Origin of the sequence: Butyrivibrio sp. AE3003, assembly GCF_000686065.1 — a bacterium.
GTDB lineage: Bacteria > Bacillota > Clostridia > Lachnospirales > Lachnospiraceae > Butyrivibrio > Butyrivibrio hungatei_A.
The window spans coordinates 1,858,147-1,874,832 of the sequence record NZ_JMLX01000001.1; the positions used below are offsets into that span (position 1 = coordinate 1,858,147).

General features: G+C 42.5%; 11 protein-coding genes and 2 pseudogenes. 3 read left to right on the forward strand and 10 right to left on the reverse strand.

Going from position 1 to position 16,686, the window contains the following annotated elements; translation table 11 throughout:
- Positions 1 to 130: 130 nt before the first annotated feature.
- On the reverse strand, positions 131 to 1,186 hold the full coding sequence (locus CD00_RS0109015; protein ID WP_026655671.1) for a glycosyltransferase: 1,056 nt from the start codon (positions 1,184 to 1,186) through the stop codon (positions 131 to 133).
- Positions 1,179 to 3,086 (reverse strand): hypothetical protein, encoded by a 1,908-nt coding sequence (locus tag CD00_RS0109020; protein WP_026655672.1) that lies wholly within the window; start codon positions 3,084 to 3,086, stop codon positions 1,179 to 1,181. The genes CD00_RS0109015 and CD00_RS0109020 overlap by 8 nt, the downstream gene beginning before the upstream one ends.
- A gap of 247 nt (positions 3,087 to 3,333) precedes the next feature.
- Between CD00_RS0109020 and fliD the strand changes: the two genes are divergently transcribed.
- Positions 3,334 to 4,644, forward strand: a complete 1,311-nt coding sequence (gene fliD, locus CD00_RS0109025) for a flagellar filament capping protein FliD (protein WP_026655673.1) — start codon at positions 3,334 to 3,336, stop codon at positions 4,642 to 4,644.
- 62 nt (positions 4,645 to 4,706) lie between these two features.
- Here fliD and glf read toward each other — a convergent pair.
- From glf to CD00_RS17835, 8 genes and pseudogenes are all read right to left on the reverse strand, one after another.
- Positions 4,707 to 5,904: pseudogene (gene glf, locus CD00_RS17825) on the reverse strand (UDP-galactopyranose mutase).
- Positions 5,905 to 6,093: 189 nt separating this feature from the next.
- Positions 6,094 to 6,429 carry a hypothetical protein gene (locus CD00_RS0109035; protein ID WP_026515661.1) on the reverse strand — a complete coding sequence of 112 codons (336 nt, stop codon included), beginning with the start codon at positions 6,427 to 6,429 and terminating at the stop codon, positions 6,094 to 6,096.
- A 366-nt stretch (positions 6,430 to 6,795) separates the two neighbouring features.
- Entirely contained in the window at positions 6,796 to 7,536 is a 741-nt protein-coding gene (locus CD00_RS0109040) for a zinc ribbon domain-containing protein (RefSeq protein WP_026655674.1), read from the reverse strand.
- 43 nt (positions 7,537 to 7,579) lie between these two features.
- Positions 7,580 to 9,196 (reverse strand): glycosyltransferase, encoded by a 1,617-nt coding sequence (locus tag CD00_RS0109045; protein WP_026655676.1) that lies wholly within the window; start codon positions 9,194 to 9,196, stop codon positions 7,580 to 7,582.
- Positions 9,197 to 9,311: 115 nt separating this feature from the next.
- Positions 9,312 to 10,253: an NAD-dependent epimerase/dehydratase family protein gene (locus CD00_RS0109050; protein WP_026655677.1), complete on the reverse strand. Its 942-nt coding sequence runs from the start codon at positions 10,251 to 10,253 to the stop codon at positions 9,312 to 9,314.
- Between the two features lie 5 nt (positions 10,254 to 10,258).
- A pseudogene (gene rfbH / locus CD00_RS17830) lies at positions 10,259 to 11,639 on the reverse strand (lipopolysaccharide biosynthesis protein RfbH).
- Positions 11,640 to 11,655: 16 nt separating this feature from the next.
- Positions 11,656 to 12,747, reverse strand: a complete 1,092-nt coding sequence (rfbG, locus tag CD00_RS0109060; RefSeq protein WP_026655678.1) for a CDP-glucose 4,6-dehydratase — start codon at positions 12,745 to 12,747, stop codon at positions 11,656 to 11,658.
- Complete coding sequence (locus CD00_RS17835; protein WP_034462050.1) at positions 12,747 to 13,769, reverse strand: tetratricopeptide repeat-containing glycosyltransferase family 2 protein; 1,023 nt, start codon at positions 13,767 to 13,769, stop codon at positions 12,747 to 12,749. The genes rfbG and CD00_RS17835 overlap by 1 nt, the downstream gene beginning before the upstream one ends.
- Before the next feature lie 226 nt (positions 13,770 to 13,995).
- Here CD00_RS17835 and CD00_RS17840 point away from each other — a divergent pair, with 226 nt between their 5' ends.
- Both CD00_RS17840 and CD00_RS0109075 read left to right on the forward strand, forming a co-directional pair.
- Entirely contained in the window at positions 13,996 to 15,102 is a 1,107-nt protein-coding gene (locus tag CD00_RS17840; RefSeq protein WP_051594138.1) for a hypothetical protein, read from the forward strand.
- A 95-nt stretch (positions 15,103 to 15,197) separates the two neighbouring features.
- Positions 15,198 to 16,280: a GGDEF domain-containing protein gene (locus tag CD00_RS0109075; protein WP_026655679.1), complete on the forward strand. Its 1,083-nt coding sequence runs from the start codon at positions 15,198 to 15,200 to the stop codon at positions 16,278 to 16,280.
- Positions 16,281 to 16,686: the final 406 nt, after the last annotated feature.

Below are 16,686 nucleotides of genomic sequence, written 5' to 3' on the forward strand. Positions count from 1 at the left end.
CACCTCCGGGCGTAATAGTCGTTTAATAAACAATACTTAAATAACTTATTTTTAAGCATAAAAAAAAGACATAAATCTTTTGTCGCCTACTCAATATATCATACAGGCATACCTTCGTCAACGAATTTTTTCATTTATAGACAAACTCTCTCTGCACATAGAAGCTGATAAGAAAAAGCATGCCATCGACAGCGATCTTTATGCACACTTCGGGGATCATAGGCATGATACTGTGTCCGAGCGTAACAAAAAATCCGCTAAGCAGCATGATTGCTACTGCCAGCGCAAAATAAGAAATCGCGGCTTTCGATTTTTCTTTTTCTCCCGAAAAAACAATTTCATAATTAATGAAGAAATTATATGTCGCCGAGATTATTCTCGCCAATATCGTAGAAAGCATGATATACCCCATATTCACAGGCGCATTCACAAGCACCGTGCAGAAGAATCCAAAAAGCACCATGTCCAGAAGGCATGATGAAACGGACGAAAGCAGGAACTTAAAGAAAACCGCATAAATCCTGAGCGAATCAAGCAACGGATTAAAGTGGCTGGACTTATTCTCCTCAAGATATATTGTATCCACGGGAACTTCAATTATGCTGATATCCTTTTCTTTTGTGGCTATGAGCATATTTGTCTCAAACTCAAAGCGCTCCCCTTTTTCGGTCAAAAGATATTTCATAAAATCCACGCCGATTCCGCGAAGTCCGGTCTGCGTATCGCTTATCTTAAGTCCAAGAAGAAGATTCATGACACGGCTTGTTGTCTTATTTCCAAACACACTTCTTGCAGGAATTCCGGGCTTTCCGAAATCTCTCACACCGAGAATGAGCGACTTGATGTTATCCGCCAGAACTTCACCGCACTTGCAGATATCTTTTACAGAGTGCTGCCCGTCGGAATCCGCGGTAACAACACCGACAAGATTGTCATACTCATTGATGCAATGATTAAACGCCTCCTTGAGTGCCCTTCCCTTTCCCATATTAACGGCATTTCTCAAGGTCACAGCACCGAGCTTTCTGACCTCATCAAAAGTGTGCCCGTATTTTGCGGGATCTGAGCCGTCATCAACCACGATCACAGGCTCTGTCGTTGTTTCGACAAGCTCTTTTACCAATCTGATAAGTTCTTCTCCCGGCTCATATGCCGGAATGACAATAGGAACAGCACCTTTACTCAAGAGTTACTCCCCTTCCACTGTTTATTATTTTGTATATTTTACAACTTTCGAACTTACTTCCTTCTTTTAAAAGAGGTAAGAAAAGATCTTTTGAGATTTCATCATCATCTTCAATGTATAAATATGAAGCATGACTCGCAAGCAGTTTATCACCAATCGACGCCGTATCATCGGATTCAGTCATAAAACCGTCATAGACAAGGGCGACAGGTGATGCCTCCTTGTTAATATATGCATTGTGGACCCAGTACGAAGAATGTCCGTCGCGCATAACCAGAATTCTCTTGCCCTGCAATTCCTTATCCGCCGTCACGTTATCCACAAGGAGTTTTCCTTTTTCACCGATCATGTCCTCTATATAAACCCTGTTTTCCTCCGCCACATCTCTGTAGCCGTTTATATAAAAGAGAAATCCCTTGTAGTCCGCTGTCACAAAGACAAACACAAGAAATGCAAGCGCAAATATCTTTGATTTTTTAAATTTACCCGCACCATTATACAATACCCCGGCCAAAAGATACACCCCGCCAAGCATAAAAGGACAGCCGTATCTGGCAATCGAAAGCGACATCGCATAGGCATCAAGGTACTGATCTTCAGTCTGAAAGATTGATATATGTGCCAAAAAGATGATCCCGTAAGCCAAAAGTGCCGTAGTCGCGGTAAAAATCGCAAGCTTCACAATATCTTTTTTATCCGCTGCTTTTTTATAAAAAAGAAATGTCAAAAACAATCCCATCAAAGTCAGCATTGCGCCCGCCGAAACATCTATCGTAAGATTGCTGTCTCCATGCATCGGAAGAAGCCAGAAGCCCTTCATAAAAAAGCCTGCTTTGTCCATAGTATTCGCAGGAGCCACGTAATCGCCGGAAGTTGCAAGGCGTATTCCCGCTCCTGTCAACTTGGCAACTCTTCTGTTGATGAAACAAAATCCAAGCCAGGAGCCGTAGACTATAAAACTTGCGACTCCGGAAGCAATGTACTTTCGCATATTCTTTTGCCCAAAAACAATTCCGAACACGAACGCAAATGCCGCCCACTCTGCTCCGACCGATTTTGTCAAAAGAAGAACCGATGCGTACAAAAAAATCTTTATATAATAAAATTCTTCATTATTCAAATTCTCATTTCCGCGTCTGCCGCTCCAAAGTGTCAGAAGAAGCGCCCCGTAAATGATTCCCATCGTCACATCCGCAGGAGTTCCGTAGTAGATTATTCCGTTGAATATTCCGGGGAAAAGAATCATCGACGCAAAACAAAACACCGTAAGCGCATTCCTTTTTGCCCCAGAGAACTTATCCGCCGCTTTCTTCACAACTCCAAAAAGAGGCATCATGAATATTGTATTGGTCACGAAATATCCGAGAAACTGCAGGTTTTCTCTGTACTTACCAAGTCCCGTAAAAAGAAACAGGCACTTATACAATGAGCCCGCGGGCGGATAATCACCAAACTCAGGCGATACATTGCCATACTTTCCCGCAAATCCGTTCAGATAAAAAATCTGCTTGGCATCCTGTGACCAGAAATTAATGTCATCCCACCACGAAAAAGCAAGTCCCGACGTTAGAAAGCCCACTATCACAGAAGTCACGACAAGTCCGATAACTTCGGGAGATAAGATACTTTTCCCAAGTGCCTCAAGCCTTTTGCTCTCAGCGTTTTTCTTTTTATCCATAAAAAAAGAAATAACGCTCAGCACTATATACAGAGAAGCCTCAACAAACACGCCGCGCAGCGCGCCAATGATGGCAAGAACATACATGGTAAGCCCCAGAGCCGCATATGCTACAGGAAGCGTACTTGCCATATTCTCCTTATATCTGTATGAAAAATTTGCAGCCATTAGAATTACTGCGGCCGCGCACAGAATGAATCCGATAAGATCGACAGTCCACATACTATGTTTCCTATTCCCAAATTAGTATTTTCAGATAAAAAGAAAAACAAAATTATTATAGTATTAATATTCCATTAAATCATCGCTTTTCACTATTTTTTCACTAAAAAACGATTGACATTTGCACAATAATATATAAAATGTAAGTAACTAAAGGTGGCTAAGTATGCCCTCGTGCGTCTGATGTCAATGGAATGACAGAATCATTATACCGCACGTATATCAAGGAAGAAAGGAGGGGCATCGAATGGCAGGAATATCTCTAAATGGTGTTTACAACCATTTCATACAGGACTACGTGTCAAAAGATGTTACACAGGCCGACGCACATCGTAAGGATGAGCTTAGGGATGTGTATAAGTCGATTGCAAAAATAAACAAAAACTCCCCTCTTTATTTACTTTCAAATGATGACGATGTGCGTATTGACGCAATAGATATAAAAGAGCGTGCAAGACAGCTTCAGAACAGTATCTTTAACCTTAGCGATCAGGAAGATAAATCTTCCCTGAATCACACTTCCGCTTTCTCGACAGATCCGGATACGGTAGTTGCTTCATACATCGGCAAGACTCCGAACGAAGATGTCGGAACGGCAGGTTTTGATATCGAAGTATCACAGCTCGCTTCGCAGCAGGTAAATACGGGACTTATGCTTTCAACGGATTCATCAAGCGTACTTCCTCCCGACAATTATTCATTTGATGTAAAAGTCGGCGAGCAGGAATTTGAATTCCAGTTCAGCATTTACGGTGCCGACAAGAATATAGATGTACTACAGAAACTTGAAAAGCTGATAAATAAGGCCGACATAGGTCTTTCAGCCGAAATATTAGAGGGAACCAATAACCGCTCTGCGCTTCAGATCTCATCCAAACACACCGGTCTCCACCCCGGAGAACTCAGCCAGTTTGAGATATATGAGACTGACGGAGAACTCAAAAGCGGTGCTGTTGCCGCTCTCGGACTTGATATGGTTTCCGCTCCCGCTTCCAATGCGCACTTTGCGTTAAACGGCGACGAGAAAACAGCCATTTCAAATCACTTCACAGTCGGCTCCAAGTTTGACATCCACTTAAACGGTGTCACAGAGCCCGGAGATTCGATACATGTCGGTGTCAAAAAAGATAACGAGGCGCTTGTAAACCATATAACCGCCCTCATCAACAACTACAACAGTTTTGTAAACGACGCTGCACAGGAACACGACGCCAAGTACAAAGGCGACAAGCTCAGGTCTGAAGCAATATCGATTGCGCGCCAGCACATAAAAGATACCGAAGCACTCGGAATCAAGCTCGAAGGAGACGGTGTAATATCAATAGATACGGACACACTCAAGGAAGCTGTCACAACAAGCAATAACACCGACGCACTTGAGCCCATCAAGAAATTCTCGGAATCACTTCTTTCGATGGCAAAAGAGATCTCGGTAAATCCTATGAAGTACGTTGACAGGCCTGTCGTTAATTATAAGAACCCCGACAACAAAGAAAACGTGGCTTCACCGTACATCACAAGTGAGTATTCAGGCATGATGTTCAACAATTATTGTTGAAGCCTGTTTAATATAGAGAAGCAGCTCGCCAAACGGCGGGCTGCTTCTGCTTTACGCATTATTTATGCATTCTCTGCACTAAGGTTAAGCGCTTCCCTTATTACCTGATCCATATTGTAATACTTATACTGGCCAAGCCTTCCTCCAAAGAGGATATTGGGAAACTCTTTTGAAAGCTCGGTATATTTCTTAAAGAGCTCATTATTCTTATCATCATTCATCGGATAGTAAGGCTCATCGCCGTGCTTCCATTCTGCCGGATACTCCCTTGTGATAACCGTTCCTTTTCCCGTTCCGTATTCAAAATGCTTGTGCTCGATTATTCTGGTAAAAGGAATCTCACGCTCAGTATAGTTTACAACAGCATTTCCCTGATAATTATCAACATCGGGAAGTTCCTCTGTCTCAAATCTGAGCGACCTATACTCAAGAGTTCCAAGCTTGTATCCAAAGAATTCGTCTATCATTCCGGTAAAGAGGATCTTGTCAAAGCTGTCGCCTGTTACTGAAGCGTAAGGCTCAGCAGGAACATTTCCGCTCATATTCACAAAATCATAGTAATCAACGGATGTCTTTACCGTTATGGTTCCGGAAACCTTCTCAGAATCTGCGCTGAGAAGAAGGAGTTTGGAAACAAGTTCCGTATATCCGCCGATAGGAATACCCTGATATCTGTCATTAAAATAATTATTGTCGTAAATAAATCTCATTGGAAGTCGTCTTATAATGAACGCAGGAAGTTCCTTACAGTCTCTTCCCCACTGCTTCTCGGTATAGCCCTTAACAAGTTTCTCATAGATATCTCTTCCCGCAAGGCTGAGCGCCTGCTCTTCGAGATTATCGGCAGAAAAAGAATCTGTTCCCTTTTCCTTATTTATCCTTGCAATCTCTTCTTTTGCCTGCTTATCTATGATCTCTTTAGCTTCATCAGGAGTCTTTATCCCCCACATTTTGCTGAAAGTATTCATGTTAAAGGGAAGATTGTAGAGCTCATCTCCGTAAACAGCGACAGGACTGTTGATATAGTTATTGAACTCCGCAAATCTGTTCACATATTCCCAAACCTCTTTGTCCGATGTGTGGAAAATATGCGCTCCGTATTTATGCACATTTATTCCAAGTTTATTCTCTGTATAGATATTTCCGCCGATATGCTCTCTTCTGTCTATCACAAGCACATCTTTGCCCTTAGTCGCCATCTCATGTGCGAAAAACCGCACCAAAAAGTCCGGCCCCAACTACCAAATAATCGTATTTCATATCCCCGATTGCATGATATTCACTTAGCTCATGCTTTTCCTTTCTCTGATATTCCCCTATTATACCCTCTATCGGCTTTTGGCACAAATAAAGAGTTGATCTTCAACTCTTTTCTTTGAAAATGAAAAACGAGACAAAGAAGATTTTGTCTTCTCTGTCCCGCTTATTAATTTTTTGTTTAAGTCCGTATCAGTCAGCCTGATATTTGTCTAACTGTGAAAAATCACCCATCATATCAAGAATCTTCTTACGTCCCGCTTTGTTAAGCTTAACATACTGCTGCATTACACGGTTCTCAACGATCTTCTTTCCAAGATCTGCACCCTGCTCAAGTGTTGAAAAATCAACAGGGTTAAGATTCAAACGATCGCACATTTTGATAACTGTTCCGTATGCCATTCCCTCAATTCCTCTATCAAGTGCTGTAACCAATGTGCTGTATGGTATAGACATATCTATAGCAAACTGTCTTACGCTCTTATACTGCAGAAGAATTTCCTTCTTCAAAATTTCAGCTTTTGTCATGTTGCATAACCTCCTAAATCTTTTCTCTTTTGCGTCTCTTTTCTTTTGCATCCCCTAGTCTATCACATAGACGTTATTTCGTCATTCCCTTTTAAGAAAATTACCTGCTAAAATTTTCTTAAGAATAACGACACTTTTTCGGCAATTTAACGAAATTGTAGGAGGAAACATTTTTTTGCGAAAGTGTTCACACATTTATCACATTTTATTGTTAAAATATGAGACTTTTTCCCGTTCACCCCCTCCAAAATCTTCCGATATTGCCTAGGATTTCTATATATTATTATACGAAAAAACAAATAGTACGCAAGTACTATTTGTCGTAAATTTTTTAATGTTTTTCTGTTGTATAAAATAGCCGGAACCCTATATTCCACGCACATCTTCAATTCTATTGTTTAAAAATGACATAACCTCGTTGTATATATCTTTCGGAATACTGTATATTTTGTGAATATTTCCGTCACACAAAATATCAATCGTACCCATTTTCTTTTTCACCGAGACTATATTTTTAAAATCAATGACCTCCTTGGCCATATCATTATTCCCCTTGAATTCAAGGCGTTCCGAGTAGATACTGAGTATGCCTTCTTTAAAGCCTTCAGTAGCCTTTACCTCATATTCCGGGTCATCAACCCCAAGAACCGAATCAAAGCCGCGTGCGCCCGTCTCAGACTCCATAACAGGCGCCGTAAGATCGGCTTCTCTGATCCTTCTCTCGGATGTTTCCTCGTCATCGTCGTCAAATTTAACGACATTGGTCTCAATAAGCCCCGATACCGTATTGTAGGCCGCTTTTATCGCATATCCCGAGTTAACCAAAAGCGTGATATTCTTGCTCCTTATCTTTTGTCTGAACTTAAGCGCATGGAATCCCGCCTTAACCGCAAAACATATTGTTTCTCCCGCTTTCACCTCATACAGCTGTTTCTCGTCAAGAAAGACCATCATTACATTTCCGTCCGTGCTCCTGTGTCCAACGCACGCAATCTGTATCAGATAGTCCTTTCCGTCTTCAAAAAGCTTCTTTCCGCACATCGGGCAGAAATTTATTCTCAGGTTAATATTATCCGGCAAAACTCTTTTACAATTAGGGCAATTCATGCACACTCACCTCATAATCTTTTTTATCATAAAAGCCTGAACATCACTCGCTGAGCAATTTATCCAGACGTTCTGAATCAAATCCCGCATCCGCATTGGACTTTATGATATCCATCATCTCGTCGTTCCCGTTATTTATCTTCTCACTGAGGAAAAGACCGTCAGCCTTAAGGTATCTCATAATCTGACCGATGCAAACATGCTTTCTCTCGGCTATTACTATGTCAAAGGACCTCTCTGCCCACGGAAGCCTCATGGTATTCACATCTCCGAACGCAACGTCATCGGCGATAAGTCCCGCTATTCCGGCCTCAAATGAGTTAGCGCACACACCGGCTATAAAAGTATCGGGACAGCTGCTCTTTATGTATGATGCATTTGCTCCAAAACCGCAGGTAAAATCAAGAATTCTAAGGCCCTCTTTTTGCTTTGAATAAAGATCTATAACACTATCTGCTGCCTCAAACCACGGAAGCGAATAACCCCAGATATCAAATCCCCATTTATCTATAAACTTGTTCCTGCTCTCGGTCATGGCATTCTCATTCTGGGCAAAACCGGTTCCGCCATTGTGATAAATAAAAGCATTCTTGCAGACATACTGTATAAAACCTGCCCTGGCAAGTCTGATTCCAAGATCGTCGTCTTCGAAATATCCCGGAGAAAAACGCTCGTCAAAAACTTTATAATCCTCCGCAACGCACCTTACAGCCTCTCTTGACAGCATCATCGCAAATCCCGTAAGCCTGAACCTCTTGATATATGCCCTCTTCACGGGATAAGAATGCGCAGCGGCATAGCTTTCAAATATCTTGACACTTCTGTCAACTCCAAGTTTCCTGTGCCAGAGCTCGCCAAGTTCCTCTCCCGCATATCCGGACAGTTCCTCAGGAGTTACTTCCTGAAGTGACGCACTGTTTGAAAGTGCACTGACAGCACCGACATTTCTGTTGCCATAAAGCCCCATTCTCATGAAAAGCACTGCATTCTGTGTAAGGATAGCATCGTTATTAAGATAGAAAATGTCATTGTTCCTGTCACAACACACACTACCTATGTTGCAACCTTTTGGGAATCCTGCGTTCTCATCGTTGAGAATAAGCTTGAACCTGTAACTTACGCTCTTTGCCTTTTCTTTGAGATACTCCTTTACTCCGTCTTCCGTAGATGCGTTATCCACAACCACGATCTCATATGCCCCCTTAGGCACATGTTTTTCAATCGAGTCAATACATCTTTTCAAAAGATCCAGATCATTGTGCGACAATATCATAAAGCTGAGCTTCCTGACTCTGAGCGTACGGCTCTGCTCAAGCCCCCTCATTGCCTCCTTAATGACTTCACTGTCATTTTCATCATCGCAGTACATCAAAGCCGTTTCCAGAGTAAGGTACGACAGGTTGACATTGATGTCTGCATAATATAATCCGAGCATATAAAAAAGCTCGTAGTTGCCCCCGTCATAGGCAATTCCTCGAGCTATTGCATCATATTCAGCCGTTGAGTCTGCGAGCGCTTCCCATAGAGAAGCCTCCAAAAGACACAGCTTAGCTGCGTCCTTCGGCTCTTTTTCACCAATATGTAAATATTCTTCCTGAAATTCGTATAACGCTTCCTTATAGTCGCCTGTCGCTATAAGTTCCGTCAGCTTTTCATACATTTTATTCCCCACCCCTGCTACTTTTTGCGAACACCGCGGATCACCTTATACTTACATTTATGGTATCTTTTGCAAAAAATAATGTCAAGCGCGATGACGTTATAAAGTGTTTTGTCTATCGATAATATTTTATTGACTCTTCAAAGCTGACTTTAGGCTCCCAGCCCGTGTCTTTTTTTATCTTTTCACCTGAGACTTCAAGTGAAACAAAAGGATTGGCTCTGTTGCCGTAGCTAATTAGGCTCTCATCCGCTCCGACACACTTTGCGGCTCTTTTTACGAAATTCATTAATCTGTCACAGTCACCGTTTGCGATATTATAGACCTCTCCGGTCACTCCTTTTTCAAAAAGAGCTATTATCGCATCCGCGGCATCTCCCGCATCGAGATAATCCCAGTACTGCTCGCAGGAACTGAGACTTACTCCCTCTCCCGCCGCAAGTTTCCTTACAACATCGGGAAGCATTCTGCCTGAGGGTTCATATTTTCCGATAAGACTGAATATTCTTCCCCAGATAAAGTCGATTCCAAGGATCCTTGCTTTTGACTCAGTCAGATAATAAGCTGCTGCCTTGCAACTTCCGTAGGCTGTAAACGGCTCAAGCGGAAGATCTTCCGTTATGGGTCCGCTCTTAACTCCGTACTCAGCCTGTGACCCTATGCCGATTACCCTTATCGAAACGTCCATATTTTTGCTTTTAAGGCATTTATCTTTAATATCGCAGGCAGAATCAAGCAGAAGCAGAGATGCGTCTATATTCCGCCTCTGAGCATCAAAATCGTCTCTTGCCCCTCCCCATGACAGATGGAAAAGAGCTATCGCTTCCGCACCTCTTATATCATCGTCATCGATATAACCGCATATTTTGTCGTAGTCTTCCATATCGATGAGCACTTTTTTCAAAGACTCGCCCTCAGAAAACCTGTCATTGTGAGATGAGCCTTTTCTTCCTATCGCATAAACTTTATACCCATAATCTAACAGGTGCTCTGTCAGATTAGCTCCCGCAAATCCAAAGGCACCTGTCACTATGGCAATCTTACCATTATTTTTCATATTTATTACGCTTTCCCGCAAGCTTTCTTTATCACGTTTGCCATGAACTCGATCTTGTCATCGTTAAGTCCCGGATATACTCCGATCCAGAACGCATTGTTCATAACATAATCTGTCACGGACAGATCTCCGACAACTCTGTAATCGCCGGTATCATCCACACTCTTCTTGCAAACGAACTCATCGAAGCAAGGATGCTTTGTGACATTTCCGCTAAAGAGAAGTCTTGTCTGAATGTTGTTATCCTCAAGAGCCTTGGTAATGGCATTTCTTGTAAGTTCGTTGCCGTTTCCGTCCTTAGCTCCCTCTTTTACGCCCATGATAAATCCAAACCATGAAGGATTGCTGTTCTCAGCGGGCTCGGGAAGAATAAGAACGTCTTTAAGACACTCAAGCTTCTCATAAAGGCTCTTCCAGTTCTTTCTTCTGGCATCGGCAAAACCGATGAGTTTATCAAGCTGCGCGCATCCGACTGCCGCCTGCATATCTGTAGCCTTAAGGTTATATCCGAGATGGCTGTAAACATACTTGTGATCGTATCCGACGGGAAGTTCACCAAACTTACCATCAAATCTGTGACCGCAGAAATTATCTTTTCCGGGAGGACAGATACAATCGCGCCCCCAATCCCTGTAACTTCTAACAAGTCTGTGAAGAAGAGCATTGTCCGTATATACACATCCGCCTTCACCCATCGTGATGTGGTGCGGAGGATAGAAACTTGATGTTCCTATATCGCCCCATGTTCCCGTAAATGCTGTCTTTCCGTCAATAGTATACTCAGAACCGAGCGCATCACAGTTATCCTCAACAAGCCAGAGTCCGTGCTTATCGCAGAACTCTCTTACTGCCTTGAGATCAAACGGATTACCAAGTGTATGTGCGATCATTACTGCTTTTGTCTTAGGACTGAGCGCCTCTTCAAGCATCGTAACGTCAATATTGTACTGAGGAACGGTAACATCAACAAATACAGGTACTGCGCCGTACTGCATGATAGGTGCGACCGTTGTGGGGAATCCACAGGCAACGGTAATTACTTCGTCGCCTCTCTTTATCTGTCTGTCACCGAGTTCATGTGCCGTAAGTGCCATAAAAGCAATAAGATTGGCTGAAGATCCGCTGTTTACAAGGCTTGCGAATCTTACATTCAAAAGCTCCGCAAATCTCTTTTCAAATTCATCGGTGTATCTTCCTGCGGTAAGCCAAAAATCAAGTGAAGAATCCACAAGATTTATAACTTCCTTCTCATCAAAAAACCCTTCCCGAATAAGGAATTCTGTCTCCCTCGGTGAAACTGTCGTTATCTTTTTTCAAAAAGCGGTTATAATAATCCGCAACAAGGTTCAAAATCTGCTCCCTTGCCTGCTGCTCGCTGTTACTCATCTTTTACTCTTTTCTCCTATACCTGTTTATAATACTCTTTTATCTGGTCTGTCATGCACTCTACGGCTTCGCCCTTAAAATAAGCGCATGTCCACTCTGCTGTCTTTGCCACTGCGTCGTCAATATTCCATTTTGGCGACCACTTAAGTCTACTCTTTATCTTGGAACAGTCAAGTTTTAAGAAACTTGCTTCGTGAGGACCGCCGTCAGGCCTTATCACAATCTTTATGCCATGTCCCTTAAACGCCTTATTACCCGCATTTTCAGAAACAAGTTTGTTCCAGGAATCCACAAAAGCTCCCGCAAGTCTGCCCGCAGTCACCGCATCGTCATCGTTTGGTCCGACATTGTAGTAGCCCGCATAGGACTTATCTTCATACTGCTTCTGTGCAAGAAGGATATACGCCGAAAGCGCCTCGAGCACATGCTGGAAAGGTCTTGTGGAGTCGGGATTTCTGAGCACTATGTCATCACCCTTCTCCGCTGCTCTCACACAATCCGGAATAAGTCTGTCGTTGGCAAAATCACCTCCGCCTATGACATTTCCGGCTCTTGCGGTAGATACCGCTATTCCAAGCTCGTTAAAAAATGAATTTATATAAGAATGTGTTACCAGCTCAGAACACGACTTACTGTTCGAATACGGGTCGAATCCGTCGAGTTTCTCATCCTCTCTGTACCCCCATACCCACTCATTGTTCTCGTAAACCTTATCCGTGGTAACATTCAAAAAAGACTTAACGCTCGGGCAGTTCCTTACGCATTCACACACGTTTACGGTGCCCATCACGTTTGTTTCATATGTATATCGCGGATCCTTGTAGGAATCCCTTACAATCGGCTGAGCCGCAAGATGAAAAACAATCTCAGGCTTTGCTTTATCAAAATACTCTTTTAATTCATCAAAATTCCTAATATCGCCGATATGCGAGTCCATCTCATTCGCAATACCGGAAATCTCATACAGATTCTCTTTTCCCTCAGAAGGTGCAAGAGAATATCCGTATACATCGGCCCCGGCCATTATCATGATCTTGGAAAGCCAGCTTCCCTTAAATCCCGTGTGGCCCGTTATGAGCACTCTTTTCCCTTTGTAAAAATCTAACATCATTCACCTTTCTCTATCTCGGCAGCTTCCTTCTCATAGTCAGCCGCCTGTTCTTCGTTGCCAAGCGCCTTGTAGCACTTTGCAAGCGCAAGTCTCGGAATTTCCTTGCCGGTCTTGATATCAATTATGCTCGCGCACTCATACGCCGCGTTGTAGAACCAGACTATAGCTTCGTCATAGTCCTCTTTTCCGTAATAATATTCTCCGAGTTCGCAGCACATTTCACTGCACATCTCGGTTGCGGCATCCTTAAGCGAATACTTAAGAAGCGCTTCGGCGTCTTTTTGAAGAACGGCCACATGCGCAAGTACGCAGCTCGCCTCCTTTATTTCATCAACGCTTCTCGTACTGTCTTTTACAGCTTCCGCAAAAAAATCTTTTGCCAAAATAAAATCTTCATCTTTTCCCGCCATAAAAAGCTCTCTGGCGTACATTCCGTGAAGTCTTTTGGAGATGCGTCTTCCGCCGGCAACAGCCTTCCTGAACGAAGAAAGATCGCGCTCCGCATGGTTTTCTTTTGGCCGATGTATTATCTCAACCTCGCTGTTACAGATAACGGGATCGATGACCACCTGCTCGTGGATTGGATCCTCCCACCTGAAATTCCGCACTCTCTTAAAGAGCTTCGGGCGAAGTTCCCTGTCATAATTGTAGACCGTCCGAAATGACAACTGATTGCAATAATACATCTGAACAATATCTATATCAAGTTCTTCAATATCTTTCTTTAGCCTGATGAACCTCTGCCTGTTGTCCTCATCGAGCTCCTCATCTGCATCCGCAGAATAAATGTAATCGCAAGTTGCAAGTGAAAAAGAATAATTTCTGGCCTCGCTGAAATCTCCCGTCCACTTAAAATCATAAACCTTTGCGCCGAACTCTTTGGCAATATCAACGGTCCTATCCTCGGAGCCTGTATCCACAACAATCATCTCGTCAACAATTCCCTGAAGGCTCTTAAGGCATTTCCCAAGATTCTCTTCTTCATTCTTAACTATCATGCAAAGACTGACTGTTATCATATTCTCCTCCGCTTTTTATCCCCTTTTAAAAAGATACCTCTTGCTCCACTTAATAATTTTACCTTAAAAACATATGTCTTTCTATATTTTATTGCCCGCAAAAGTGTATTAATGTACAATTTAAGTTAATGGCTGCATGCAGGTATGTTGACTTTAGATCAATTATTTCGCAGATAATTTATCCGACCGTCACCGTTCCGGCACAGCGGATTTGGTGGAAGGATCGATGATACAAAAAAGTTTTTGCAAAAAAATAATCTATATATTTATTCTGGTATTTGCAGTTATGCCGGCGTCTTTTGGCTGTTCAAAACCAACAGAATCCGCAGAGGTAAGCGCGCAAAAAGCATTGGAAAATCCTGTGCCCGCGCCTACTCCCTATAACAGCGAAAGTTTCATCGAAGAATCCTCTCTTACAAGTGACGGCGAAGATCCCATCGCCGCTGCATCCGAATATACTCCCGGAAAAAATTACGATTCAAAACTAAGCGTTCCGACATACGTAACGAACATCGATGACACATGGTTTATTGTTGATTGTTACCACAACAGGGTGATCTATTCGGATTCGCTCGAAACACCTCTCAACGAGTGGAATATAATGACATCCGATGCCACAAGGCCTCATACGATCGCAAGTGACGGAAAAGTCTACATGATCGACGATACTGACAATAACAGAATTCTTATCTTTGAAAAAGTAGACGGTAAATTCATTCACACCCAGAGCTTCTACGACATAGGAATACGCCCGCACTACACAGTTTACGACGAAGATACGGATACATTTTATGTGTGGAGTTCAATGACGGGTGAGCTCTTTTGCTTTAGGACCGACTCATCCACAGGCAGAGTTTATCTGACGGATAAAAGAAAGATTGATTCCCTTGACGGTATCTACATCCGCTCATTTTCTGTAATAGACGGCGATATCTACCTTGTATCGGGCGTCTCAGAAGAAGGAGCCGAGGCAACCATTCTTCAATGCGATCTTGCAACATTTGAGGTTAAGCAGATTTACGCCGTTCCCGACGAGCTTGCAGGAATGGTTCAGATAACCAAAATACAGGACTTCTACTACATCTCTGTTTCAACAGATAAGACCGGCAATCAGGATGTTGCGACTATCGTGCGCACCAAGTCTCTTAACGATCTTGCCGCAGGTGAATATGAAGATATCTACTCAAAATATTTTATCGGAGGAGGCACTCCATACTATATTTCTTCAGTAGGTGATACATATTTTCTTACAGAACACCGCCTTAAAGACCATTCTGTCTGGTCTTTCAAAGTTGAAGACAACGAAATCGCAGATGTACAACCGATTTTCTAATGTTCATTTAAAATGTCATCAATTTTTATAAAAATTTAATTTTTTTCTTTATCTCTGAACAATTTCCTAGTAAAATTGAATTAGGAGATATGAAAATGAGAATATTCGCAAACGTCAAAACGTCAATCAATCGATACAAAGACTATCGCACTATGACCAAAGACGATTTAGCGGACTTCTATCAGTCAAAGTGCGACTACTACCAGGAATATGTATGGGTATGCCTGGTAGTCGGAACTATTCTTTCAGTCTTTTACATAGTTCCGGATTATATGCTTAACGGCAGTATTATCCCCACGCTCATACCAAGACTCACGGTATTGGGTATTCTTTTGTTGTTTCTTATAGTCCTTCATTTCTCACGCAGCAGGGCTGCCATAGTAACAGCGGACTATTTCCTTGTTCATTCCATAATTGTCACCACAATATGCGCAGCACACTTTCTGGGGCATAAGACTCTTGCAAGTGAATTTTTCCTGATAATGAATCTCATCTTTCTTATTGCCGGCTTTGTTGCAAGGATTAGGGAAATAACCGTTTCATATATCATTTTCTTCCTCGAGATCCTAATATCGCATTTCATCATCCGCTATGAGAATTTTCCAATCATTATGATACTTATAATCCCATGTGGTCTTGCAGTCATCTTCTCTCACGTTATCCTGACATTCTTATATCTTGACCATTACAGGCTAAGCCAAAAACTTGAACTTGCAATGATCACAGACCCTCTGACTCAGGTTTACAACAGACATCTTTTGGAAAAAATAGTTACCAAAAATGCTCTTATGAACATGGAAGAACCCATTGCGATCGCAATGCTCGACATAGACAATTTTAAAAAGATAAACGACGAACACGGTCACTACACAGGCGATCTGACTCTCCTTTACATAGGACAGAAACTTTCAAAAGAAACTCATTCGGACGACTACGTTATACGCTTCGGCGGCGAAGAGTTCATCGTGATTTTTAAAAAGTGTGATATAAACAATGCTTGCGCCCGCATGGAGCAGTTCAGACAAGACGTAGAAAAAGCGGAAGATTCACCCGTTCCGTTTACAATATCAGTCGGCGTCTCCAAATACACCGGCGACTTCTCCAAAACAATCCAGAACGTAAATCACGCACTTACCAAAGCCAAAGATTCAGGCCGCAACAGTGTGGTGGTGGTGTAGTGAAGATGTGACGTAACCAAACAGGCAGATGTATATAATCTTTTGCTCAGGTTGTGCTAAACACTCCAATGAGCCCAAAACAGTAATCGATTCGTGCAATGGCACTCACGATTACTTGGTCTCATTTCCGTAGCACAAATTCGCAAAAGATTATATACATCTGCACTTTCGATTACTGACTACGCATACCCACAATACAACAAGCTACATACATCGTCACGTACCCAGCCAAGCATACATTCCTCAGCTCGAATTAAGGTACATTCTTGCATCACTTATGCAGTATCAATAGAAACATCCGGGCGGAGGGAACGCGAATGCTGTAAGCCATTCGCCTTTCTACAACATAAAAAATCATAGTATATAAGAGTTGAACGGGCCTCTGAGCTCGTCGGTACTTATGCCA

What these genes read in the sequence shown, in the direction of transcription:
- CD00_RS0109020 (WP_026655672.1), bottom strand. Translation starts at nt 3,086, where the DNA reads ATGTGGACTGTCGATCTTATCGGATTCATTCTGTGCGCGGCCGCAGTA.
- fliD (WP_026655673.1), top strand. Translation starts at nt 3,334, where the DNA reads ATGGCAGGAATATCTCTAAATGGTGTTTACAACCATTTCATACAGGAC.
- CD00_RS0109035 (WP_026515661.1), bottom strand. Translation starts at nt 6,429, where the DNA reads ATGACAAAAGCTGAAATTTTGAAGAAGGAAATTCTTCTGCAGTATAAG.
- CD00_RS0109040 (WP_026655674.1), bottom strand. Translation starts at nt 7,536, where the DNA reads ATGAATTGCCCTAATTGTAAAAGAGTTTTGCCGGATAATATTAACCTG.
- CD00_RS0109045 (WP_026655676.1), bottom strand. Translation starts at nt 9,196, where the DNA reads ATGTATGAAAAGCTGACGGAACTTATAGCGACAGGCGACTATAAGGAA.
- CD00_RS0109050 (WP_026655677.1), bottom strand. Translation starts at nt 10,253, where the DNA reads ATGAAAAATAATGGTAAGATTGCCATAGTGACAGGTGCCTTTGGATTT.
- rfbG (WP_026655678.1), bottom strand. Translation starts at nt 12,747, where the DNA reads ATGTTAGATTTTTACAAAGGGAAAAGAGTGCTCATAACGGGCCACACG.
- CD00_RS17835 (WP_034462050.1), bottom strand. Translation starts at nt 13,769, where the DNA reads ATGATAACAGTCAGTCTTTGCATGATAGTTAAGAATGAAGAAGAGAAT.
- CD00_RS17840 (WP_051594138.1), top strand. Translation starts at nt 13,996, where the DNA reads ATGATACAAAAAAGTTTTTGCAAAAAAATAATCTATATATTTATTCTG.
- CD00_RS0109075 (WP_026655679.1), top strand. Translation starts at nt 15,198, where the DNA reads ATGAGAATATTCGCAAACGTCAAAACGTCAATCAATCGATACAAAGAC.